The following is a 20,998-nucleotide window of genomic DNA, read 5'->3' on the forward strand; positions in this document are numbered from 1 at the left end:
GTGTGAGCTGTTCACCTGCCGGTACCTCCGGTCGGGGGCGCCGGGCAGCCGCAACTGCCGCGCAGGACGAGTTCGGTGGGCAGCACGAGACTGCCCGCGGGGGTGTTGCCGGGCTGGCCGGCGGCACGCAGGATCAGCCGGGCCGCCTCGGCGGCGAGCTCGCGTACGGGTTGCCGGACGGTGGTCAGGGCGGGGGTGACGAGGGCGGCGGCCGGCACGTCGTCGAAGCCGGTGATGACCAGGTCCTGCGGCACCCGCAGGCCCCGGCCGAGCGCGCCGACCAGCACGCCGAGAGCGATCTCGTCGTTGGCGCAGACCACCCCGGCGGGCCGGGGTCTGTCGCCGCACAGCAACTGGTCGGCGGCGAGCACCCCGTCGGCCTGTTGCATGTGGACCGCGACCGGCTCGGCGGGCGGCTCGATGCCGAGGTCGTGGTGCGCCCGCCGGAAGGCGGCCCAGCGTTCGCTGACGTCGGGCGAGCCCGCCGGGTTGCCGACGAAGACCAGGTCGCGCAGGTCGTGGTCGGCGAGCAGGTGTCGGGTGAGCGCCCGCATGCTGCCGACGTTGTCGGCGCGTACCGAGGGGATGTCGCCGGGGCCCTCGCCGGCGACCACCACCACGGGGACCATCGTGGCGAGCCGGAGCAGCGCTTCGTCGGAGATGGTGCCGCCGATGACGGCGACGCCGTCCACCCGGCGGCCCATCTCCAACACCTGGTCGTCTGCGTCGGAGCGCAGGTGCGTGCACAGGATGTGCACGCTGGCCCGAGACGGCACCGCCTCGGACTCGAAGCCCTGGATGAGCTCGGTGAAGTAGGGGCCGGACAGGCCGGGGAAGACCAGGCCGAGGGCGCCGTGCCGGCCGGCGGCCAGGGCCCGGCCGAGGTGGTCGGGGCGGTATCCGTGCTTCTCGATCGCCTCCAGCACCCGGCGGCGCATCTCCTCCGAGACCTGACCGGTGCCGTTGGAGACCCGGGAGACGGTGGCCACGGAGACGCCGGCGAGCTTGGCGATCTCGCGAACCGTCATGCGGCTGTTGCTCATCGCTCCCTCGATCCGTAACGTGCGGTGACAGTAACCGGTTTCAGGCGACCATAGGCAGCCGAGAGGAAGTTCACAAGCCTCGAGTCCACATTCTCCCCTGTGAGGAGCTCTGCCCCATATGACAGAAGTGCTACTCCGGGATCGCCGGATCGTCGTCGACGGCCGGCCCGAACTGCTACTCGCCGGCGAGGTGCACTCCTTCCGGCTCCACCGGGCCGACTGGGCGGACCGGCTCGACCGGCTCCGCGACTGCGGCGGCGACACCGTCGCCACCTACGTACCGTGGCTGTGGCACGAACTGCCGGACGGCTCGGTCGACCTGACCGGGCGTACCCACGAGCAGCGCGACCTGGCCGGCTTCCTCGACCTCGTGCACCAGCGCGGGCTGCGGGCGGTGGTCCGCCCCGGCCGGTTCGTCATGGCTGAACTGAAGAACGAGGGCATCCCTTACCGGGTGTACGACGAGCACCCGCACCTGCTCCCCACCACCTGGGACGGCGCGCCGATCAGCACCCGCACCGTCGACTACCTGGCGCCCGCGGCGGCTCAACCCGACGTATGCCGCGGCACGGCGGGCACTGCACGCCGTACGGGGGATGGCCGACCTGCTCGCCGACGGCGACGAGGAACACGACGGCTTCGCCCTCGGATTCGTTCCCGACCACTACCTGACCGAGTACCACCACCCGGCGTCCATCAGCAGGGCGGAGCAGATCGCCGAGCTGGAACGGTTCCGCGGCATGGGCGCGCGGGACGTGCTGGCGCGGGCCCTGCTGCTCGCCGGCTACTCGTTCCCCGCGGCGAACCTGCAGGCCCCGGGCGGCGCCGCACCGGTGCCGGGCGACGCGCCGCCGGTGCTGGTGCTGGCCACCGCCCCCACCCTCGGTTCGGACGTCCAGCAGCGGCTGGTCGACCATCTGCGGGCCGGCGGCCGGCTGCTGCTGCACGGACCGCTGCCCACCCGCGACCACGACGGCACGCCATGCACCCTGCTGGCCGACGCGCTCGGGCTGCGACCGGACGGCTGGCTGGAGGGCGGGCCCCACTACTTCCCGTCGGTGGTGGGCCACGACTGGGCGGCCGGCCCCGCCGAGGTCCGGGTCGGATACGCCCAACTGCTCGCCGGGTCCGGTGAACGGCTGCTCACCGAGGTCGGCTCCGGCCGGCCGTGCGGCGCCGAGGTGACCGTGGGCGCCGGCCGGGCCGTGGTGATCGCCACCGACTACCCGTGTCACCTGGAATTCTGGCGAGCGGCGCTGGACCGGCTCGGGGTGCGGCCCCGCCTCCGGCACGACGCGGCCGACCCCGGGCTGCTGCTCACCTCGACCGAGGATGTCGCCGTCTTCGCCACCGACCGGCCGGTACGCGCCGACCGGGGTGAGGTGACCGTGGCCGATGGCCGGACCACGCTGACCGTCCAGGCCCCGGATGGCGAACCGATCCGGGTCACCATCGACTGACCGCCGTAGGCGGATGACGGGCCACCCACCAGACCGAGCGCTCGTCGGGGCCGCCTACTGCCGTGCCACGAGAGCCCACAGGAGACCGGCGGTGACCCCCAGCGCCAGGCTGAGCGCGGCGGCCGCGACGGCGAGACGCGCCGACCACGGCCGCGGTGGCTCGTCGTTCAACCGTGCCTGCTCCCGGTCCTCTGGCGTCGACTCACGGCTGCGGTAGGCCGGGGCGATCCAGCGCAGGTAGTAGAACAAGCTGAGCACGGTGTTGACGAAGACGACGACGGCCAGCCAGGCGGAGCCGCCGTCCCAGGCGGCCGTCGCGGTGGTGAGTTTGCCGACGAAGATGGCAGTCGGCGGGGTACTGACGAGGCCGAGCAGCGCCACCAGCAGGGCCGCGGCGAGCCACGGCCGGCCGGCGGCCACACCCCGCCAGTCGGCGAGGTTCCGGCGCCTGGGCAGGGCGGCGCTGACGGCGAACGCCGCGACGTTCGTCACCGTGTAGCCCGTGAGGTACACGAGCAGCGAGGGCAGGGCGAGGCCGCTGCGGCCGGCCACCGCGATGGGGACCAGCAGGAAACCGACCTGGCTGACGGTCGACCAGCCCAGCAGCCGCCGGGGGTCGGCCTGCCAGAAGGCCGCGAGGTTGCCCAGCGTCATGCTGGCCACCGCGAGCGCCGCCACCAGCACCGGCCAGGACGACGACGGGGGAAGTACGACGGCGAGTCGGTAGATCGCGACCAGTGCGCCGATCTTCGGAACGGTGGTGAGGAAGGCCGCCGCCGTGGCGGTGGCTGCCTGGGCCGCGTCGGGCACCCAGAAGTGGGCGGGCACCCCGCCGGCTTTGAACATCAGTCCGGTGATCACGGCGACCGCCGCGACGGTCACCGCCGCCCGCGGCGAGCCGGTGAGCCGGTTGGTGAGTTCGGCGTAGCCGGTGGTGGCGGTGAGTCCGGACAGGACGGTCACGCCGAGCAGCAGAAGGATGCCGAACAGGGCCCCCATGAGGTACGTCTTCATGGCGGCCTCGGCGCCCACGGCGGTGTGCGCGAGGCCGATCAGCGCGTAGAGCGGGATGCTGGTGAGCAGGAACCCGACGGCGAGGGCGAGCAGGTCGTTCGCGCCCGCCAGCAGGACGGTGCCCGCGGTGGAGAACAGCAGCAGGGCGTACGTCTCGCTCTCCCGCGCGCTGCCGGAGATCTCGTCGGCGGCGACCGCCAGGATGAGCAGGGTGCCGGACGCGGCGAGGATGCGGGCCATGCCGGTGGCCGTGTCGACGGCGAACGAGTCGTCGAAGGCGCTTGTCGCCGGGCTGTGGATCTGGATAGCGGCCGCGACGATCGTGGCGACGAGTACCACGGCGGTGAAGATCCGGACGAGCCATTGCCGCTGGCGGGGGACGAAGGAGCCGCCGATCAGGGCGGCGAGCGCCCCACCGGCGAGCAGTATCTCGGGAAGCAGCAGCAGCGGCCGCATCGTCTCCGTACTCACCGGTCACCGCCGAAGCAGGCCGACGACGGCGTGTGCGGCGGGTTCGATGACGTCGAGCAGTGGACGCGGCAGGACCCCGATCAGCACGGACAGCAGCAGCAGCGGCCCGATCGACCACAGTTCGCCGGCACGCAGGTCGGTGAACCCGATCGACGCGCCGGCGGTGTCACCGGTGAAGACCTGTTGCAGCGCGCGCAGGAACAGCGCCGCCGTGATCAGGATGCCGAGCACCGCGACGGCGGTGACGGGTGCGGCGGCGATGCTGCCGGTGAAGATCTGGAACTCGGCGACGAAGCCGGAGAAGGCGGGCAGGCCGAGGGAGGCGAACGCTCCCACGGCGAACAGCGCCGCGAACGCCGGTGCGGGTGAGGCGAGCCCGCCGAAGTCGTGCACGTCGTACGTGCCGGCGCGGTCCCGGAGGACGCCGGCGAGCAGGAACAGGGCGCCGGTGATCAGGCCGTGGCTGACCATCTGCGTGACCGCGCCGGCGACGGCCACGCCGCGGGCCTGTGCGGTGTCGGCGGCGACCAGGCCGGCGACGCCGACGGCGAGGACGATGTAGCCCATGTGGTTGACCGACGTGTAGGCGATCATGCGTTTGACGTTGGACTGGGCCAGCGCCACGAGCGCACCGTAGATCACCGACACGACGCCGACGGCGATCACCGCCCAGGCCCAGGCCCGCCAGGCCTGCGGCAGCATCGGCATGGCGATGCGGACGAAGCCGTAGGTGCCCATCTTCAGCAGCACCCCCGCGAGGACCGCAGAGCCGACGGCGGGTGCGTCGGTGTGCGCGGGCGGCAGCCAGGTGTGAAACGGCACGGCCGGTGTCTTCACGGCCAGGCCGAGCAGGATCGCCGCGAGGACCAGTCCGCCGGCGAGCGGCCGGCCTTGCAGCGGTGGCGTGGCGGTGAGTTGTGGCATGTCGAAGGTGTGCGGGGTGGCGGCGACGTACAGGCCGATGAAGCCGACCAGCAGCGCCAGGGAGCCGAGGAAGGTGTAGAGGAAGAACTTCAGCGCCGAGTGTGCGCGGTTGCCGTGGCCCCACCCGGCGATGACGAAGTACATGCCGACGATGGACAGGTCGAAGAAGACGAAGAACAGGATCAGGTCGGCGGCGACGAACAAGCCGAGGCTGACGCTCTGCAGGAACAGGAACAGCGCGGCATGCGCTCGGGGGCGGTGCCGTTCGCGCAGCGCGTACACCGCGCAGGCCAGATAGATCACTGCGGTCATCGCCACCAGCGGCAGCGAGAACCCGTCCACCCCGATGTGGTAGCTGCTGTTCACGCCGGGAATCCAGGTCGCCCGCTCGGCGAAGGCCAGCTCGCCGGGCGGCGGCGTGTGGTAGCGCGCCCACAGCACGGCGATCAGTCCGAGATCAAGGGCCGCCACGGCGACCCACGTCCAGCGCGCCACGGTGTCGCTGAGGCGCGGCGCGGCGGCCAGCGCCACTGCGGCGGCCAGCGGCAGAAAGACGATCAGACTGAGCAAGGGCTATCCCCAGACGATGAGGACGACGACGGCGACGACGAACACCACGATGGCCTGCAGGTAGTACTGGTGCAGCTGTCCGGTCTGCGGCCGGCGGGCGAGCCGTCCCAGCCGCCGTGCCGCGGCGGCGACCCGGTCGACGGCGGCGTCGAGCCCCCGGTCGTCGGTGCGTCCGGCGTGCTGGGCCAGGCGCAGCGACCTGGCCGCGGCGAGCTCGATACCGCGGTCGAGGACCTGGTCGTCGAAGCGGGCCAGCGCCTGCGCGCAGCGCAGGGTTGGGCGGACGACCAGCGTTTGCGCGGCGGCTTCCAGCCCGAGCCACCGCAGCGCCCACTTCGGCTCGGGAGGCGGACGGCGGGCGACCAGCAGGACGACGGCCAGGGCGAGCGCCCCCGACACCGCGAGCTCGACCGGCGTGGCGTGGAACATGCCGGGCTGCCCGACCGCCCGGGCGACCATGGCGCCGGCCGGCGGGAGGGCCAACAGCCCGGCGTACGCGGCGCCCACCGCGAGGACCACCAGCGGCGCCTGCTGCAGGAAGCGCACCTGCCCCGCCCCCGGGTGGTCGCGGTGGGCGTCGACGTTGCGGCGCCCGCTTGGGGGTAGTGGCCGCCAGATGACGACCAGCAGCTTGCCCGCGTACGCGGCCGACAGCGCCGAAGCTGCCAGACCGACCGCGTACAGCCACGGCGACTGTTCCAGGACCCGGGCCAGGACCGCGTCCTTGGTCGCCCACAGCGACAGCGGCGGGATCCCGGCCAGGGCCAGCGCTCCGGCGGCGGCGGACCAGCCGACCAGCCGCCACCGCCCGACGACCCCGTGCAGGTCGGCGAGCCGGGTGGTGCCCAACGCGGTCAGCCACGCCCCTGCCGCCAGGAACAGCAGCGCCTTGGTGGCGGCGTGCGCGATCAGCTGGGCGGCACCGCCGGCCACGGCGCCGGTGCCGGCGGCCATCACCACGAACCCGAGCTGGGCGCAGGTGGAGGCCGCCAGGAGCTGCTTGATGTCCCGCTGGGCGACCGCCACCGTGCCCAGCAGCAGCGCTGTCAGGGCACCGGCCCACATGGCCAGCGGAGCGGCCCAGCCGGTGGCGACGAGCAGGGGCTGCACCCGTAGCAGCAGGTAGCCGCCCATGGCCACCATCGCCGCGGAGTGCAGGAGCGCGCTGACCGGGCTCGGGCCGGCCATCGCCCGGGACAGCCAGAACGAGAACGGCAGCTGCGCGGCCTTGCCGAGCGCGGCGACGAGGATCCCGGCGGCGATGACGTGCCGCCATCCGGGACTGCTGTGGGGCAGGTCGGCCAGGGCCAGACCCGCACCGCCGGCCAGCGCGGCTCCCGCGGCGACGTACAGGCCCAGATCGGCCGCGCGGGTGGTGACGAACGCGGTCAGGCCGGCCGACACCCGGTCGGCGTCCCGCCACCCGAACCCGATCAGCGCGTACGAGGCGGCGCCCATGATCTCCCACGCGAACAGCAACGTGGGCAGGGTCGCCGCGGTGACGGTGAGCGCGGCGGAGGCGGCGAACAGCAGCATCAGACCGTGGAAGCGTGCCCGCGAGCGGCGAATCTCCCCTGCCGCGGCGGCCAGCACCAGCAGGGTCACCACCGTGAGCATCAGCGCGAGCAGCGCGGCGAGCCCGTCCACGGTCAGCGCGAAGTCGACGGCGGCCATGAACGGCACCGCCACGCTGGGCCGGGCCACCGCAACCACCGCCGATGCGACCACCGAGGCCGCGGCGACGGTGAGCGAGACCGGCGCGGCGACCCGTTCCGCCCGCCGAATCGTGGCCAGCAGGGCGCCCGCCGCCGCGGGGAGCGCCACCAGTGACCACAGCGCGGCCTGCGCGAACTGGCTCAACGGGACAGGTCCGCGGCCATGTCGGTCATGTCGGTGCGCCGCACCCGGTGCAGGTGGGTGGCCACGGCGAAGCCCATGGCCATCTCGACGGTCATCGCCACGATGATGATCAGCAGCAGCACCTGCCCGGACGGGTCCGGGGCGAGGAACCACCAGAAGGCGGCGGCGGCCAGGATGAGGCCGTTGAGCATCAGCTCCAGCCCCATCATCACCATGACCACCACCTGCTGGGACAGCGCGCCGTAGAGGCCGACGCTGAACAGCGCCGACGCCGCGAGCAGCACGGTCCGCAGGGTCATCGGCCGACCCCTCCCGGCTGCGGGTCGTCGGCCGGTCGCCGGCGCAGGTCGTCGCCGAACCGGTCGTAGCGGCTGCGGTGGGCCGCCAGCACGACGCCGGCGACGATGGTGGCCGCCATGACCGCGCCGACGCCGGTCATGACCAACATCTTCGGGCCCATCAGCTCCTCCCCCAACGCCGCGGTGACGTCAACGGGCGGGCCGCCGCGTCGGGTGGGCCACGGCACGAGCAGCACCCCGGCGGCCAGCAGCACGAACACACCGATCGACACCGCCAGGGCATGGCGGTTGTCGTGGACCATGCTCATCGGCATCAGCGCCGGATTCATGCCCATGAACATGACCATGTAGACGGCCATGACGGCCATCTCCATGACCATCATCAGGATCGTCACCACACCGACGTAGTTCTGCTGCATCAGCAGCACCTGCAGGCCGACGGCGACGAAGGACACGGCGAGGGCGTAGCTGGCCCGGGCCATCGAGTCGACGATGAACACGGCGGCGCCGGCGAGGACGGCGATGACGGCCAGGGCCCAGAACACGACGTGTGTGAGCATCGGTCAGCCCCTTCCTGTGGCGATGACCGCGACGATCAGGTCCTGTAGCAGCACCGCGGGAAGCAGCACCACCCAACCGACCTCCATGAACACATCCGGCCGCGCCGCGGGCAGGCGGCGGCGCAGCCACACGAACACGGCCAGCAGGGCGAGCGTCTTGATCAGCATCCACGCCCAGGCCGGAAGCAGCGGGCCGGCGCCCCCGCCGAGGAACGCCGGCACCGCGAAGCCCGCCCCGGCGGCGAGCAGCGCGTACCGGCCTCCTTTGAACAGCAGCCGGTCGACCCCGGACAACTCGGCGGTCACACCGCCGGCCACGTCGGCGCCGAGGGCCGGGGAGAACGGCCCCCAGACCGCGATCGCCAGGACCCCCAGGCAATAGACAAGGAAAGCCACCGGCATCCAGACCACGAACCACAGGCCCTGCTGGGCGGCGGCGATCGCCCCGAGGTTCAGGCTCGACGCGCCGACCGCAGGTGCCACCAGCGCGAACATCAACGGCAGCTCGTAGGCCAGCCCGTGGGCGAGGAACCGGTATCCGCCGACCAGGGAGTGCGTCGAGTTGCCGCCCCAGCCGGTCAGCCACACGAACGCCCACGCCAGCACGTCCATGGCGTTGAACCACACGACCCCGACGTCGAGGTCGAACAATGTCCACCGTCCGAGCGGCACGACCGTGATGATCATCAGTGCCATCAGCAGCAGCCCTGCCCCGCCGGTCCGCCACAACAGGCGGTCCGCCGCGGCCGTGGTCCGGCGCCGCTGCCGCATCAGCCGGGCCGCCTCCCCGTACGGGTGGCTCCACCCGGATGACGCGGAGCCGGCTGCCCGGGCGGTCAGGAACCCGTCGAGAGCGGCGGCGGCGACCGCCAGCAGTCCGAGCAGCCCGGCGGCCGCCAGCGCCCACCCGCCGGGAACCACGGTGACCGTAGGGTCAGGCACGGCTCACCTCCCGGTCGGCGGCGGGCGGGTCGAGGTCGAGACTGGCGATGATGAGCCGGGCGGTGGCAAGATCCCACCCCCGCACGAGATCGGGGATTGCTTCGACGGGTGTACCGGGCGGCCGGCAGATGGGGTGCTGACCGGCGATGCTGTCCGCGGCATGGTCGAGCATGGCGAGCAGCCGGTCGTAAACGTCGCCCGCCAGGGTGTCCGGCAGGCCGCGGCGGGCGAGTTCGTGCGCCTCCAGCGGCCCGATCCGGCGCAACGACCACCGCAGCGACCACGACCGGTCTACCCTGCGGCGGAGCCTGTGGAGCTCCCCCGCAGGCCCGTCGAGGTCCTCGGTGAACAGCAGGGCGTCACGGATACGGCGGGCGCGGGAGACGGCATCGTCCCAGCCGGCGAGCCCCAGCAGGCTGAGGGCGTTGTCGCACCGTCGAGCGGCGAACTGGCGAGGGTCGTCCGGGGCCGGCGGCGACTCTGCCGCGGTGAGGTAAGGGTCGTCGGCGACGAGGAGGTCGGCCTGCGCGTCGACGATCACGTCGCCTTGGAGGGTGCACCGCAGGACGAGGCCGGCCGGCCAGTACACCAGGACAGGGCCGAGCCGAAGGTGCAGCAGATCCATCTCCAGGTCGTCGCGGTCCTCGCCGCCCGCGGCGAGCGGGATGCCGCCGGGGGCCATGTCCATGCCCCCATGCCCGTGCCCCATGCCGCCGTGGCCGGCGTGCTCCGTGCCATCGTGGCCCGCGCGTCCGGCAGACGGCCCTTGGCCGTGGTCGCCATGCCCCGCGTGGGCGTGATCGCCGCGCTCCATGCCGCCGCCTGCGGCGTGCTCACCGCTGCCGCGCGGCGGCCCGCGGTCGCCGACGTCGCCGTGGGCGTCGTGCGCCCCGGCGTGATCCCCTGACCGGTTACGGCTGTCGGCACGCTGCCGTGCCGTGTCGAGCAGGTCTGCCCTGGCCGTGTCGAGGGCGGGAAGAACCGCTTGCGGGGAGTCGATCTCGATGCGGGCCCGCGGGCCGGGCAGTTGCTCCCACAGCTGCGCCAGCGGTTGCGTCAGGTGCGGGCCGGGCGGGCCGCAGACGGCCAGGATGTCCGCGTCCGCCGGGGACCGGGCCAGCCGCCATCCCCGGGCAAGGACGTGACGCTCGACCGCGGCCCGGGTCACCCAATGCCCCGGTACCTCCGCGACCAGCACATGAGCGTGCCGGACGGCGGCATGGCCCAACACGTCGGTCAGGCCCATCGCAGCGCGCCTTCCCGCCAGGCCCAGAGCACCGCTACGAACGCCCCGCCGAGAAAGACGAACATCTCCACGATCGCGGCGGCCCCGAGCCGGGCGACGACCACCGCCCACGGGTACATGAACAGCATCTCCACGTCGAAGGCGAGGAAGAGCAGCGTGGCGAGGTACCACCGCACGTGGTAGCGCGACAGCGCGTGCTCCTCGGGCCGCCACCCGGACTGGAACGGCAGGGTTTCCAGCGGAGCGGAAGCGATCGCCGCAGCGCGGTGGGCCAGGTACAGGCCGGCGACGATGAGCGCGGCCACCACGGCCATGCTCGCTGCCCCTGCGTACATTCCGCTCCTGTCCGCGCTGTCGTGTCGGGTCTGTTCGGCTGCCCCAGAGCTGTGCCGTCGCGGTCATTCGTGGCGCCGCACGCTACGGCGTCCGTCGCGTGAAGGGCTGCCGCCCGCGGATGGCGTCGCTCAAAACAACGAGCCGTCGGCGGAGAAGCGATGGCGCGCGCCTTCGGCAGCCGGCCTTGCTGCACATGATTGGCTCGCACACCGGCGACGGCACCGACCATCACCAGGATCTGGCGCACCACCGGACGTCCGCCGGAACTGGCGGCGCCGGGATCGGCACTCTAGTGCCGTGACCACAAACGTTGCCAGTGGTCACGGCGAGGTCAGGCGGCGGCCATCCGGGCATGGCTCAATGCCGCTGGTCGTCGCCTGGAGCCGTCGAGGCAAACGTCCTTGGGACGCCGCGTTAGCATCGAGTGTCGGCGCGAGCGGGCCACTGCTCGAGCGAGGAGGGGTCATTGGCGGCGACACGGACATCGTTCCGGCGGTGGGCCGGCGTGCCCAGGTGGGTTCGGGTTGTGGTGATCGCCGCCGTCTGTGTCTTCGCGTATGGCGGGATGGTTCACCTGGGCGACCTGCTCAGGGTCCGGCCGGGTGGTCCAAGCCCGTCCATCCCCCTCTGGCTGATGTGGTACTTCACCTCGCTGACCGTGTTCGACCCGCTCGCGGCGCTGCTGCTGGCGCTACGTCGGCTTGAAGGGCTGTTGCTCGGCTGCGTCCTGCTCGCCAGCGACGCGGTGGCGAACGGGTATGCCAACTACGTGCTGGACGCCGCTCCTGGGATCACGCTCGGCCGGATCGGGCAAGCGATCATCACGGTGCTCGCGGTCGGCCTTATCGCTGCGGCGCCCAGGGTTGCACCCTGGCTGCATCGGCCGGGACGTCTCGGGCTACTGCCGTAACCGAGCGACGTTGACGGGTCAGGCTGCGCGGGTGGCGGGTTGGCCCCATCGTCGTTGGCGTTCGCTGCGGATGCGGGCGCGTTCTCGACGTTGGGCGGCCAGGACCTCGGGGTGGCGGGCGTTGGCGTTGCGCCAGCGCAGGTAGGCCTGCAGTTTCCGAGCCAGCGCCGGGTGGTTCGGGTGATTCGAGCCGGCGATGACGAAGGTGCGCAGCGGTCCGAACTGGGCCTCGATCGGGTTGGCCCAGGAGGCGTAGGTCGGGGTGAAGCAGAGCTCGACCTTGTTCCGGGCCGCCCATGCCCGGATCTTCGAGCCCTTGTGCGCGGACAGGTTGTCCAGGATCACGTAGATCGGTGCCCCGTCCGGCCTCGCGGCGCGGATCGACTTGAGCGCGGCCAGGGTGTTCGCGGCGCTCTTACACCGCCGCACGACGCCCCAGAGTTGATCGTCGCCGACTGAGTAGCAGCCGTGGAACTGCCGGACGCCGTGCAGCTTGTGGTAGTTCGCGGGCAGCCGGTGCGGATGGCCCGCGGGTGCCCACCCGGTGCCGGCCTGGGGGCGGATCACGAGGGGTCCGAACTCGTCGAAGGCGAACACCCGCTGCGGGAAGTGGGCGCTGACGTACTCGATGCGGGCGAGTTTGGTGTCGCGGTGCGGGTCGGTGGACTCCTTCCACGTCTTGGTCCGCTGGAAGGTGATCCGATGCCGGTGCAGGATCTGCCGCAGCCGTTCCCGCCCCACCCGGACCCGGCGAGCGGAATGAACGCGCAGGTGGTCGGCGAGCTTGCGGACGCTCCACCGGGTGAACGGCCGCCCCAGCTTCTCGGGGCGGGTGTTGGCCGTCTCGACGATGAACTGCTCCTCGTCGCTACTGATCTGGCGGGGACGGCCACCCGCCCACTGAGGGTCCAGGCTGGCCATCCCCATCTCGTTGAACCGGTGGATGACCTGCCGGATCGTGTCCTCATCGGCCTGAACGAGACGGGCGATCGCCGGCACCGTGTTCCCGCCAGCCGAGGCGAGCACGACCATCGCCCGACGTAGTCGGATCGGTGAACCGGTTCCCCGGCGGGTGATTCTGAGCAGCTGCTGACCTTCCTGATCACTCAGCCGCCGCACGCGTACAAGATCTGCCACCGCCATAGCCTGACCGCCGCGACCTCGCAAGGCCGACAGGCCAGACGGCGTGTCAGCCAACACCGTGAACGTTCGTGGTCACGGCACTAGCGCTCATGTACGCACCTGACAACGCCACCCACCTGCCGGACGTCGGGCGTGAGCCGCCCAGCCCTCGGCAGGTGGAGACGGTGGTGATCGCGTTGCGGATGCTGGCCGACCCCACCCGGCTGCGGATCCTGTGGCACCTGGCCGGGGCGGAGTACGACGTCGCGAGCCTCACCGCCGAACTCGGGGCGTCCCGGCCGGCGGTCTCCCAGCACCTCGGCAAACTGCGGCTGGCCGGTCTGGTCACCGTACGCCGGGACGGCCGCCGGGCGGTGTACTCGGCCCGCGGCGGACACGTCCGCCGAATGGTCGCCGAGGTGCTGTGGGCGGCGGACCACCAGCTGACCGGGGCGGCCGACCACGAATGAGCCCGTGCCCGGCGCTCAGCCGCAGCCGGCCGCCGGGCCGCCGAGGGCACTGGCCAGATCCGGCACTGGAGCAGGCCTCCGTGGCGGTGTCACGGCCGCTTCGTCGTGAGGCCGGTGCACCTCTTCGCCGCAGCGATCTTGTCCTCGATCCGCTCCCGGGCCGCGCCGGACACGAGCACGGGCTGCCCGGTGCCCGACACCGTCGCTGGCAGGAACTCGTTGCGCACCACCGTCCGCCCGTGCACGGTCAGCCGCAGGACGCCGGAGTCGGTGCTGTGCGAGTCGCCGTACCAGAGGAAGTTGCCGAGCCCGTAGTGCACGTAGGTCTTCCCCAGCCAACCGTCGGCGAGCAGGGTGTGCGCGTGGGTCCCGATCACGATGTCCGCTCCGGCAGCGGCCATCCGGCCGGCGAACGTCTTCATCTCCCCTGTCGGGCAGGAGTTGCCCTCGACGCCCCAGTGCATGAAGACGATCACCAGGTCGGCCTGGCTGCGCGCTGCTCGCACGGCGGCGGTGGCTCGGGCCTCGTCGAACGCCATCGCGATTCCCGGCCGGGTGTCCGTCGCTTTCCACTGGGTGGGCAGCGCGTGCACCTGCGACATGCCCAGCACCGCGATCCGCACACCCTTCACGGTGCTCAGCCACGGTGCGTACGCCGCGTCGGCGTTGCGTCCCGCGCCGAACACCGGGAAGTTCGCGTCCGCCGCCGCGTCGAGGGTGTCCAGCAGCCCTACCTGGCCGTAGTCGAGGGTGTGGTTGTTGGCGACCGACACCGCGTCGATCCCGGCCGCGCGGAGCGCCGAGTACGCGGTTTCCGGCGATCGGAACTGAAAGCGCTTGGGCTGCGGGGTGCCGCGGTTGGTCACCGCCGTCTCGAGGTTGACCACGGTGAGGTCGGCATCGCGTAGCACCGACGCGATGCGGCCGAATGCCGTCTGCGGGTCGTCGAGCAGACGCAGCGTACGGCCCGTGAAGTGCACGTCACCCGCGAAGGCCAGCCGCAACTCGACCGGCGGGGCCACGCCCGGCCCGGTAGCGCTCGGCGATGCCGTGGCGCTCGACGTCATCGCGGCCGGGGGCTTCCATTCGACCGCCGGGCGGCCTTCGGTGGCGCACCCCGCCACTGCTGTCCCGGCCACGACGGCCGCCACCGCCACCCGCACCTTGGCGCTGATCACCGGCACAGGATAGTGGGGTACGCGCCCAGGCATGACGCCGTTTACTGTGTTGACATCCTCCCGGCCCTGAAGGGACCGGGATTCCCACGGTCGCCCGTGAGATTTTCCTGTTTCATCGCCGACTGCCTTGCCGGGAGGTTTCCCTTGGGGTCTTACGTCAGCTCCGCAGGCGCGCCGACGACTGCCCGTACGTGCTGCGCTGGCGGTCCACCGCCCACGCGCGGGTACGCGCTTCCAGTGCCCGGTTGTACACCAGACGCACGCACCCGAAGGTGCGGTTCAACAGCTCAGCCTGCTCAGGCGACGGGTAGAAGCGGTACTTGTACGCACGCTTCACCACCCACGCCTCACAACTTACCGTCCACGTAAGACACTCACTAGAAGGGAGGGGCGGCGTTTCCTCCCGGCCCTAAACGGCCGGGTTTCCACGCCGCAATTCCGATGAGCATCCGCGTGTACCGCAACGCCGCCATCCACACCGGAGACGGCGGCAACCCGTTGGCCATGGCCATGGCGGTGGACGGCGAGCACCTGCTGGCCGTCGGCACGGAGGCGGAGGTGCGCGAGGCCGCGGGCCACGGAGCGGAGCTGATCGACCTCGAGGGCGCCGCGGTGCTCCCCGGGCTCTACGACGCCCACATCCACACCGCGCAGTACGCGCAAAGCCTGGGCGCCGTGGACCTGCGCGAGGCGCGCTGCCTGGACGAGGCCCTCTCCATGGTGGCCGCGCACGCGGCGCGGCTGCAGCCGGGCGCCTGGCTGTTCGGCGGCCGGTGGAACAGCAACACCTGGGATCCGCCCGCACAGCCCGACAGGTACGCCCTGGACTCGGTCTGTCCCGAGCTGCCCGTCGCGCTGCCCAGCGTGGACGGCCACACGGTGTGGGCCAACTCGGCGGCCCTGCGGCTGGCCGGTATCGACGCGAGCACTCCCGACCCGGTTGGCGGCGAGATCGCCAGGGACGCGAGCGGGGAGCCGAACGGAATCCTGCGCGAGACGGCCTCGGACCCGCTGCGCGACCTCATGGTCTCCCCCGACCTGCGCGACCTGCTGCACGCCGCGCAGGAGGAGCTGCTCGCGTTCGGCCTGACCAGCGTGCACGACATCGACGGCGAGGACTGCCGAGCCGCCTACCTCGCCCTGCGCGACGCCGGCGAGCTGAAACTGCGCATCCACAAGGCGATCCCGATGGTTCACCTGGAGGCGGCCATCGCCGAGGGCCGCCGCACCGGGCAGGGCGACGACTGGATCCGCACCGGGCCCGTGAAGATCTTCAGCGACGGGGCACTCGGCTCGCACAGCTGCCACATGAGCAAGTCCTTCGCCGGCGAGCACGGCAACGTGGGCATCGCGGTCACACCGTACGAGGATCTGGTCAGGCTGTTCACCAGGGCTGCGGGCGCCGGCATCGCGGTCGCCACGCACGCCATCGGCGACCGGGCCAACCACCTGGTCATCGACGCCTACGAGGCGGTCGGCCGCACGCCGGGGCTGCGGCACCGCATCGAGCACACGCAGCACCTGCGACCCGCCGACCTGGCCAGGATGGCCACGCTGGGCATCGTCGCCTCGATGCAGCCGGTGCACTGCACCAGCGACATCGATCTGGTCGACTCCCTGCTGGCCGACCACGACCTGGCCTCCTACGCCTGGCGCGGAATGCTCAACGCCGGCGTCGCGCTGGCGTTCGGCTCCGACGCCCCCGTCGAGAGTCCCGACCCCTTCGCCGCGCTGTACGCCGCGGTGACCCGTACCCGCCCCGACGGCACCCCCGCCGGTGGCTGGCAGCCTGAGCAGCGGCTGACCATGGCCGAGGCCGTCACCGCCCACACCCTGGGCGCGGCCTACGCCGCAGGCGAGGAGGACCGCAAGGGCATCCTCGCGCCCGGCAAACTCGCCGACTTCATCGCCGTGGACACCGACCCCTACCGGGAGTCGCCGGACGCCGTGCTGCGCACCAAGGTCATCACGACCGTCGTCGGCGGCGAAGTCCGCTGGCAGCAGACCTGAACGTAGATCATCATCCAGCGACACCAACTGCCCCTTGGCGCGGCCCTGCCGGATGCACAGGGCCGCCAGGTGCGACAACAAACTCCGCCTGCCGGAAACTGCCGGTGACCAGGTCGTGGTTCGACCGGCCTATCGATGGTGTTCGTGCAACGATGGAAGACGTGGGAACTACAAAAACTGCTACGCCTGCCGTCTCGCCGCTTGCCGGCGAGCCGATTAAGCGTGCCGATGCCGAGCGGCTCGCGGGAGTGCTGAAGGCGGTCGCCGACCCGGCCCGGCTGCGACTGCTCAGTCTGATCCAGTCCGCTCCCGAGGGCGAGGCGTCCGTCAGCGACCTCACCGCGCCGCTTGGTCTCTCCCAACCGACCGTGAGTCATCACCTTCGGATCCTCACCGAGGCCGGCCTGCTCGAGCGCGAGAAGCGGGGCGTCTGGGCGTACTACCGGCTCGTGCCGTCCGCGATAGCGGCGATCGCCGACCTGTTGACCCCGCCCCGCAAGCGGGCCACGAAGAAGGCCCGCTGAGCGGCACTGTCGAGGGCCGGCGTTTCTGCGTGAGCTGGGCCGGCGGGTTCGGTGGTGCCGGGTGACGAGGTGTCCGGCTGGTGGTGGGATGAACGCGGCGACCCGGACGAGGAGGCGGCCCGGCAGCAGGCCGCCCCGACTCACCGGGCAACAACAACCCGGCGCGCTGTGGTCAGCTGCCTCTCACGCAGAACTCGTTGCCGTCGGGATCGGCCAGCACGACGGCGCCGTCCGCACCGGCCTCGAGCCGAGTGGCCCCGAGGGAGAGCAGCCGGTCGACCTCCGCCTGCTGATCGCCACCCGCCGGGGCGAGGTCGAAGCGCTGCCCGTTCCGCACCTCTTTCGGGGCCACGGGCGGGCCTCCCCACGCCACCTTTGTGCCGCCGTGCGGTGACTGGATCGCGGTCTCCTGGTCCTGGTCCCACACGAGCGGCCAGCCCAGCGCCTCGCTCCAGAAGAGGCCGACCTCCCGGGTGCCGTCGCAGGCGAGCTCGCCGAGCAGGCCGCACCCGGCGAGGAAGGCGTTGCCCGGCTCGATCACGCAGAACTCGTTGCCCTCGGGGTCGGCCAGGACGACGTGCCCCTCCTCGGGGCGCTGCCCGACGTCGAGGTGGCTGGCGCCGAGTCCCAGCGCCGTCGCCACCGTGTGCTGCTGGTCGTCGTGGCTGGCGCTGGTCAGGTGAAAGTGCATGCGGCGGTTCGGCCCCGCCTTCTCCGCGCGGCTCGGGACGAACCGGAGGCCGAGCTGGCCGTCTTCGCCGGGCAGGAGCGCACCAACGGCGTCCTCGACGACCTCCCGGCCGAGCATGCCGGCCCAGAACTGCGCCAGGCGAGCCGGGTTGTGCGCATCGAAGGCCACCGTCAGCAGTCGCGAGATCATCACCACACGGTAGACACGGGCCAACAAGGCAACAAGCCGATTAGCCGGGCCGGACGTATCGCGAGTGGCGCAGGAGCCGTGTCCGACCTCCGGCGGCCTGGGTTCTTCCCCTGAACCGGGGCTTGCATCTGATACCCAGGTACAGGTTTACCGTGGTTCCATGAGCGACCACCATGTCTCGCCGGATGACTCCTGGGTGCCGGACGCGTGCACCCTGCCGACGGCCGAACGGCCGCTGCGGCTCGCCGAGTTCGATCAATTCTTCCGGGACGCGGTCCGGGGCGCCGACCGGTTGTCGGCACAGCATCTGCGGTTGCAACTCGACGGCGCGGAGCAGGTCGAAAAGACGGCTCGAGATCTGACAGCCCGTGAAGCATCCTGCTGCTCGTTCTTCACGTTCGACATCGCGCGACCTGACGTGAACTCCCTGACGCTGGACGTTCGAGTACCGGCGGCACACGTCGACGTGCTGGATGCCGTCGCCCAGCAAGCCATGTCCGTCCGGGTGCGGCGATGACCGGACCGGGACTACGCAGCGGCCAGCTCGCCGACGCGGCCGGGGTCAACTTGCAAACCCTGCGCTACTACGAGCGCCGCGGACTGCTCACCTCCCCGCAGCGGTCGCCGGGCGGGCACCGCCTCTACCCGCCCGACACGGTTACGCTGCTGCGGATCATCAAGACCGCGCAGCGCCTCGGCTTCACCCTCAACGAGGTCGCCGACCTGCTCGCCGCCGGCCGACACCAGCACGGCGGCCGCCCTGACACCGGCCTCCAGGCACGAGCCAGGGAGAAGCTCGTCGAAGTGGAACAGAAGTTGGCGGACCTCGCCGTCATCCGCGACACCCTGCGCGCCGCCATCTCGGCCGGCTGTGACGACCTGGTCGCCTGCGCCGGCAGCTCCTGCTGTCCCCTGCCGTTTGCTGAACTCGCTGAAAGGAACGACCGTGCCGACACCTGCTGACCGACTGCGCCGCCTGCCCCCCTCCGGCATGACCGGCCTCGCCGGAGCCGCCTGCGCCGCCTCCTGCGTGCTGCCGCCGCTGCTGGCTGCCGGGGTCCTCGGTGGTGCCGGCTGGGCCGCCGTCAACCGCTTCCTGCCCGGCCTCGCCGTCGCCCTGGCCGTGCTCGCCGGCCTGTCCTGGTGGTGGGCCAGCAAGCGACGCCACACCACCGGGTGCGCCGGCGGAAGCTGCTTTTGCGGGCAGGGTGAGCAGAAGGATCGCCAGGTGGTGAAGATAGGGTCCGACGCATGACGGTTGCCCGCTCGATCCTGCTGTTCGCGATCGCCGCTCTCGCCGAAATCGGCGGGGCCTGGCTGGTGTGGCAGGGCTGGCGGGAAAACCGGGGGCTGCTCTGGGTCGCGGCCGGAGTCATCGCACTCGGGGTCTACGGCTTCGTCGCCACCTTCCAACCCGACGCCAACTTCGGCCGCATCCTGGCCGCGTACGGCGGCGTCTTCGTCGCCGGCTCTCTCGCCTGGGGCATGGTCGTCGACAAGTTCCGCCCCGACCGCTACGACATCATCGGCGCCGCCGTCTGCCTCATCGGCGTCGCCGTCATCATGTACGCCCCACGGGCCAGCTAACTGCCCGAGGGAGCGGCCCTCGGCCCCTGCTCACACGGTGCGCCCCACGTGGTCACTCAGCTCCGCACGACAGGATGTTCGCCAGGTCGTCTGGCACCCGCATCGGCTGGGTGAGGGGTACTCGGGCCCGTCCCGTGTTGCCTTCCGGGTAGCGGTTGACGGCTGATCCTGGTCCGGCCACCGCGAGCCGGGCCACCTGGCCCACCGCTTCGACCATGTCGCGCTCGCGGAGTGCTCGTTTGAGCATCACGGCGTGGGTGACGGTGTGCCGCCACGGCCAGGGCTGGGACAGGATGTGAGCGCGTTCGGCTGCGCGCCAGGCGGTAGCGGGATCAGTCGCGGTGCGAGCGGTGAACAGCTCGGCGTCGAACGCGACGCGTACCGGTTCAGGCATTCGCTGGAAGATCACTTCGCCTCGCTCGTGCAGCAGGAACAGCCGGGCGTGCACCCGCCGGCATCGGTGCCCTCGGCATCGACGGTGAGTGAGTTCGCGCCGGTGAGGGGCACCGCGCAGCAGGAGTCGCCACGCCATGCCTCTCGCCCTTCCTTGATGGCCACGGCGGCGATGACCAGCCCGGCCAGGGGATCGGCCCATGACCAGCCGAACAGGCTGTTGAGGCCCAGCCCGACGAGCAACACCGCCGATAGATAGGTGCAGAGCAGCGTTTGCCTGGAGTCGGCCACCGCCGAGCGGGAACCCAACTCCCGCCCGGCCCGCCGCTGCGCGTACGACAGCACGGGCATGATGAGCAGCGACAGGCCGGCCAGGACCAAACCCACGGTGGAGTGCTCGGCGTCTCCGTTGCCGGCCAACGCGCGCACCGACTCGACGGTGACGTAGGCGGCCAGCGCGAAGAACGACACGGCGATGATCCGCAGTGCGACCTTTTCCCGCGCCTCGGGGTCACGTCCGGCGAACTGCCACGCCACCGCCGCCGACGACGACACCTCGATGACCGAATCGAGACCGAAGCCGATCAGCGCGGTAGAGGAGGCAGCGGCACCGGCAGTGATCGCCACCACCGCCTCGATCACGTTGTAGGTGATCGTCGCGGCCACCAGCAGCCGCACTCGCCGAGCGAGCACCGCACGCCGAGTTGGGAGGGGCTGGATCTGGAGCAACGGGGCGGACATCAGCAGCAGCCCTTCTCGTCGGCGTCGGCGCAGGCGGTCGGGTCGACGGTCAGGACCAGATTCAGCAGGTCGCCGAGCGCGTGCGCGATTCGCGGGTCGGCCAGTTCGTAGCGGGTCCGCCGGCCCTCCGGCACCGCCACCACCAGACCGCAGCCCCGCAGGCAGGCCAGGTGGTTGGACAGGTTCTGGCGTGTCGTGCCGACCAGGTCCGCCAGCTCGGCCGGATAGCCGGGAGCATCGCGCAGCGCCAGGAGCAACCGCGCCCGGTTGGGGTCAGACAGCGCATGACCGAACCGGGCGAGCACCTGCCCGTACGTCAAGGTCTCCACTCAGCGAGAGTACATCACCGGCTGTATTCAGCATTAGCTGTATCAATCCGATCGCTCCACAGAGCCCCGCCGGGTCCAGCCGCCCCCGCCGCTGGCTGCATGCCGTTCGCAATGTGCCGGCAGCCCGTG

Annotated in this window: 25 protein-coding genes and 1 pseudogene; 10 read left to right on the plus strand and 16 right to left on the minus strand. The window is 71.7% G+C overall.

The genetic code is table 11. The features are described from left to right. Window positions 1-11: 11 nt before the first annotated feature. Window positions 12-1,043, minus strand: coding sequence for a LacI family DNA-binding transcriptional regulator (locus tag ONA70_RS10885; protein WP_265006252.1), 1,032 nt, complete (start codon window positions 1,041-1,043; stop codon window positions 12-14). Window positions 1,044-1,161: 118 nt separating this feature from the next. Here ONA70_RS10885 and ONA70_RS36930 point away from each other — a divergent pair. Together ONA70_RS36930 and ONA70_RS10895 are read left to right on the plus strand one after the other, a co-directional pair. Next, window positions 1,162-1,434, plus strand: a pseudogene (locus ONA70_RS36930) (beta-galactosidase); the annotation flags it as partial. Between the two features lie 205 nt (window positions 1,435-1,639). Next, window positions 1,640-2,503, plus strand: coding sequence for a hypothetical protein (locus ONA70_RS10895; RefSeq protein ID WP_265006254.1), 864 nt, complete (start codon window positions 1,640-1,642; stop codon window positions 2,501-2,503). Between the two features lie 54 nt (window positions 2,504-2,557). Here ONA70_RS10895 and ONA70_RS10900 read toward each other — a convergent pair whose 3' ends face one another. From ONA70_RS10900 to ONA70_RS10935, 8 genes are read right to left on the minus strand one after another with little or no spacing between them, the layout of a single operon-like run. After that, complete coding sequence (locus ONA70_RS10900) at window positions 2,558-3,988, minus strand: NADH-quinone oxidoreductase subunit N (protein ID WP_265006255.1); 1,431 nt, start codon at window positions 3,986-3,988, stop codon at window positions 2,558-2,560. Between the two features lie 3 nt (window positions 3,989-3,991). Continuing rightward, window positions 3,992-5,482: a complex I subunit 4 family protein gene (locus tag ONA70_RS10905; RefSeq protein WP_265006256.1), complete on the minus strand. Its 1,491-nt coding sequence runs from the start codon at window positions 5,480-5,482 to the stop codon at window positions 3,992-3,994. Between the two features lie 3 nt (window positions 5,483-5,485). Then, window positions 5,486-7,342 (minus strand): proton-conducting transporter transmembrane domain-containing protein, encoded by a 1,857-nt coding sequence (locus tag ONA70_RS10910; protein ID WP_265006257.1) that lies wholly within the window; start codon window positions 7,340-7,342, stop codon window positions 5,486-5,488. After that, window positions 7,339-7,641: an NADH-quinone oxidoreductase subunit NuoK gene (locus tag ONA70_RS10915; protein ID WP_265006258.1), complete on the minus strand. Its 303-nt coding sequence runs from the start codon at window positions 7,639-7,641 to the stop codon at window positions 7,339-7,341. The genes ONA70_RS10910 and ONA70_RS10915 overlap by 4 nt, the downstream gene beginning before the upstream one ends. Further along, on the minus strand, window positions 7,638-8,201 hold the full coding sequence (locus ONA70_RS10920; protein ID WP_265006259.1) for an NADH-quinone oxidoreductase subunit J: 564 nt from the start codon (window positions 8,199-8,201) through the stop codon (window positions 7,638-7,640). Before ONA70_RS10920 ends, ONA70_RS10915 begins: the two co-directional genes overlap by 4 nt. 3 nt (window positions 8,202-8,204) lie before the next feature. Next, entirely contained in the window at window positions 8,205-9,143 is a 939-nt protein-coding gene (locus ONA70_RS10925; RefSeq protein WP_265006260.1) for a complex I subunit 1 family protein, read from the minus strand. Then, entirely contained in the window at window positions 9,136-10,389 is a 1,254-nt protein-coding gene (locus ONA70_RS10930; protein WP_265006261.1) for a hypothetical protein, read from the minus strand. Before ONA70_RS10930 ends, ONA70_RS10925 begins: the two co-directional genes overlap by 8 nt. Further along, a complete protein-coding gene (locus tag ONA70_RS10935) occupies window positions 10,380-10,703 on the minus strand; it encodes an NADH-quinone oxidoreductase subunit A (RefSeq protein WP_265006285.1) in 324 nt (107 codons plus the stop codon). Before ONA70_RS10935 ends, ONA70_RS10930 begins: the two co-directional genes overlap by 10 nt. A 548-nt stretch (window positions 10,704-11,251) precedes the next feature. Between ONA70_RS10935 and ONA70_RS10940 the strand changes: the two genes are divergently transcribed. Then, a complete protein-coding gene (locus tag ONA70_RS10940) occupies window positions 11,252-11,635 on the plus strand; it encodes a hypothetical protein (protein ID WP_265006262.1) in 384 nt (127 codons plus the stop codon). Window positions 11,636-11,653: 18 nt separating this feature from the next. On the opposite strand, the gene ONA70_RS10945 is transcribed toward ONA70_RS10940, so the two are convergent. Beyond that, complete coding sequence (locus ONA70_RS10945; RefSeq protein WP_319956751.1) at window positions 11,654-12,772, minus strand: IS630 family transposase; 1,119 nt, start codon at window positions 12,770-12,772, stop codon at window positions 11,654-11,656. A gap of 74 nt (window positions 12,773-12,846) precedes the next feature. Between ONA70_RS10945 and ONA70_RS10950 the strand changes: the two genes are divergently transcribed. Further along, complete coding sequence (locus ONA70_RS10950; RefSeq protein WP_265006264.1) at window positions 12,847-13,227, plus strand: ArsR/SmtB family transcription factor; 381 nt, start codon at window positions 12,847-12,849, stop codon at window positions 13,225-13,227. A gap of 89 nt (window positions 13,228-13,316) precedes the next feature. Here ONA70_RS10950 and ONA70_RS10955 read toward each other — a convergent pair whose 3' ends face one another. After that, on the minus strand, window positions 13,317-14,405 hold the full coding sequence (locus ONA70_RS10955; protein ID WP_265006265.1) for a CapA family protein: 1,089 nt from the start codon (window positions 14,403-14,405) through the stop codon (window positions 13,317-13,319). Between the two features lie 157 nt (window positions 14,406-14,562). Then, window positions 14,563-14,742: a helix-turn-helix domain-containing protein gene (locus ONA70_RS10960; protein WP_265006266.1), complete on the minus strand. Its 180-nt coding sequence runs from the start codon at window positions 14,740-14,742 to the stop codon at window positions 14,563-14,565. A 104-nt stretch (window positions 14,743-14,846) separates the two neighbouring features. Here ONA70_RS10960 and ONA70_RS10965 point away from each other — a divergent pair, with 104 nt between their 5' ends. Both ONA70_RS10965 and ONA70_RS10970 read left to right on the plus strand, forming a co-directional pair. Continuing rightward, the gene (locus ONA70_RS10965; protein WP_265006267.1) at window positions 14,847-16,415 is read left to right on the plus strand and encodes an amidohydrolase; all 1,569 of its coding nucleotides are present in this window, start codon (window positions 14,847-14,849) and stop codon (window positions 16,413-16,415) included. A gap of 152 nt (window positions 16,416-16,567) precedes the next feature. Next, the gene (locus tag ONA70_RS10970) at window positions 16,568-16,939 is read left to right on the plus strand and encodes an ArsR/SmtB family transcription factor (protein ID WP_265006268.1); all 372 of its coding nucleotides are present in this window, start codon (window positions 16,568-16,570) and stop codon (window positions 16,937-16,939) included. Between the two features lie 172 nt (window positions 16,940-17,111). On the opposite strand, the gene ONA70_RS10975 is transcribed toward ONA70_RS10970, so the two are convergent. Continuing rightward, window positions 17,112-17,819 (minus strand): VOC family protein, encoded by a 708-nt coding sequence (locus ONA70_RS10975; protein ID WP_265006269.1) that lies wholly within the window; start codon window positions 17,817-17,819, stop codon window positions 17,112-17,114. Window positions 17,820-17,979: 160 nt separating this feature from the next. Between ONA70_RS10975 and ONA70_RS10980 the strand changes: the two genes are divergently transcribed. The 4 genes from ONA70_RS10980 to ONA70_RS10995 are packed head-to-tail and all read left to right on the plus strand — an operon-like array spanning window position 17,980 to window position 19,406. Next, window positions 17,980-18,336: a hypothetical protein gene (locus ONA70_RS10980; protein ID WP_265006270.1), complete on the plus strand. Its 357-nt coding sequence runs from the start codon at window positions 17,980-17,982 to the stop codon at window positions 18,334-18,336. Then, the gene (locus ONA70_RS10985) at window positions 18,333-18,782 is read left to right on the plus strand and encodes a MerR family transcriptional regulator (protein ID WP_265006271.1); all 450 of its coding nucleotides are present in this window, start codon (window positions 18,333-18,335) and stop codon (window positions 18,780-18,782) included. The genes ONA70_RS10980 and ONA70_RS10985 overlap by 4 nt, the downstream gene beginning before the upstream one ends. Further along, window positions 18,766-19,074 carry a hypothetical protein gene (locus ONA70_RS10990; RefSeq protein WP_265006272.1) on the plus strand — a complete coding sequence of 103 codons (309 nt, stop codon included), beginning with the start codon at window positions 18,766-18,768 and terminating at the stop codon, window positions 19,072-19,074. Before ONA70_RS10985 ends, ONA70_RS10990 begins: the two co-directional genes overlap by 17 nt. Further along, window positions 19,071-19,406: a YnfA family protein gene (locus ONA70_RS10995; RefSeq protein ID WP_265006273.1), complete on the plus strand. Its 336-nt coding sequence runs from the start codon at window positions 19,071-19,073 to the stop codon at window positions 19,404-19,406. Before ONA70_RS10990 ends, ONA70_RS10995 begins: the two co-directional genes overlap by 4 nt. Before the next feature lie 52 nt (window positions 19,407-19,458). Here the strand turns inward: ONA70_RS10995 and ONA70_RS11000 are convergent, their stop codons facing one another. Genes ONA70_RS11000 through ONA70_RS11010 form a run of 3 tightly spaced genes read right to left on the minus strand, consistent with a single transcriptional unit; the run spans window position 19,459 to window position 20,869 of the window. Further along, window positions 19,459-19,800 carry a DUF3703 domain-containing protein gene (locus ONA70_RS11000; RefSeq protein ID WP_265006274.1) on the minus strand — a complete coding sequence of 114 codons (342 nt, stop codon included), beginning with the start codon at window positions 19,798-19,800 and terminating at the stop codon, window positions 19,459-19,461. Between the two features lie 11 nt (window positions 19,801-19,811). Further along, window positions 19,812-20,540, minus strand: a complete 729-nt coding sequence (locus ONA70_RS11005) for a cation transporter (protein ID WP_265006275.1) — start codon at window positions 20,538-20,540, stop codon at window positions 19,812-19,814. Continuing rightward, entirely contained in the window at window positions 20,540-20,869 is a 330-nt protein-coding gene (locus ONA70_RS11010) for an ArsR/SmtB family transcription factor (RefSeq protein ID WP_265006276.1), read from the minus strand. Before ONA70_RS11010 ends, ONA70_RS11005 begins: the two co-directional genes overlap by 1 nt. Window positions 20,870-20,998: the final 129 nt, after the last annotated feature.

It is taken from the genome of Micromonospora yasonensis (assembly GCF_026013475.1).
In the GTDB taxonomy this organism is placed as follows: domain Bacteria; phylum Actinomycetota; class Actinomycetes; order Mycobacteriales; family Micromonosporaceae; genus Micromonospora; species Micromonospora yasonensis.

What these genes read in the sequence shown, in the direction of transcription:
- ONA70_RS10895 (WP_265006254.1), top strand. Translation starts at nt 1,640, where the DNA reads ATGGCCGACCTGCTCGCCGACGGCGACGAGGAACACGACGGCTTCGCC.
- ONA70_RS11000 (WP_265006274.1), bottom strand. Translation starts at nt 19,800, where the DNA reads ATGCCTGAACCGGTACGCGTCGCGTTCGACGCCGAGCTGTTCACCGCT.
- ONA70_RS10965 (WP_265006267.1), top strand. Translation starts at nt 14,847, where the DNA reads ATGAGCATCCGCGTGTACCGCAACGCCGCCATCCACACCGGAGACGGC.
- ONA70_RS10930 (WP_265006261.1), bottom strand. Translation starts at nt 10,389, where the DNA reads ATGGGCCTGACCGACGTGTTGGGCCATGCCGCCGTCCGGCACGCTCAT.
- ONA70_RS10980 (WP_265006270.1), top strand. Translation starts at nt 17,980, where the DNA reads ATGAGCGACCACCATGTCTCGCCGGATGACTCCTGGGTGCCGGACGCG.
- ONA70_RS10920 (WP_265006259.1), bottom strand. Translation starts at nt 8,201, where the DNA reads ATGCTCACACACGTCGTGTTCTGGGCCCTGGCCGTCATCGCCGTCCTC.
- ONA70_RS10915 (WP_265006258.1), bottom strand. Translation starts at nt 7,641, where the DNA reads ATGACCCTGCGGACCGTGCTGCTCGCGGCGTCGGCGCTGTTCAGCGTC.
- ONA70_RS10885 (WP_265006252.1), bottom strand. Translation starts at nt 1,043, where the DNA reads ATGAGCAACAGCCGCATGACGGTTCGCGAGATCGCCAAGCTCGCCGGC.
- ONA70_RS10975 (WP_265006269.1), bottom strand. Translation starts at nt 17,819, where the DNA reads ATGATCTCGCGACTGCTGACGGTGGCCTTCGATGCGCACAACCCGGCT.
- ONA70_RS10970 (WP_265006268.1), top strand. Translation starts at nt 16,568, where the DNA reads ATGGAAGACGTGGGAACTACAAAAACTGCTACGCCTGCCGTCTCGCCG.
- ONA70_RS10985 (WP_265006271.1), top strand. Translation starts at nt 18,333, where the DNA reads ATGACCGGACCGGGACTACGCAGCGGCCAGCTCGCCGACGCGGCCGGG.
- ONA70_RS10935 (WP_265006285.1), bottom strand. Translation starts at nt 10,703, where the DNA reads ATGGCCGTGGTGGCCGCGCTCATCGTCGCCGGCCTGTACCTGGCCCAC.
- ONA70_RS11005 (WP_265006275.1), bottom strand. Translation starts at nt 20,540, where the DNA reads ATGTCCGCCCCGTTGCTCCAGATCCAGCCCCTCCCAACTCGGCGTGCG.
- ONA70_RS10995 (WP_265006273.1), top strand. Translation starts at nt 19,071, where the DNA reads ATGACGGTTGCCCGCTCGATCCTGCTGTTCGCGATCGCCGCTCTCGCC.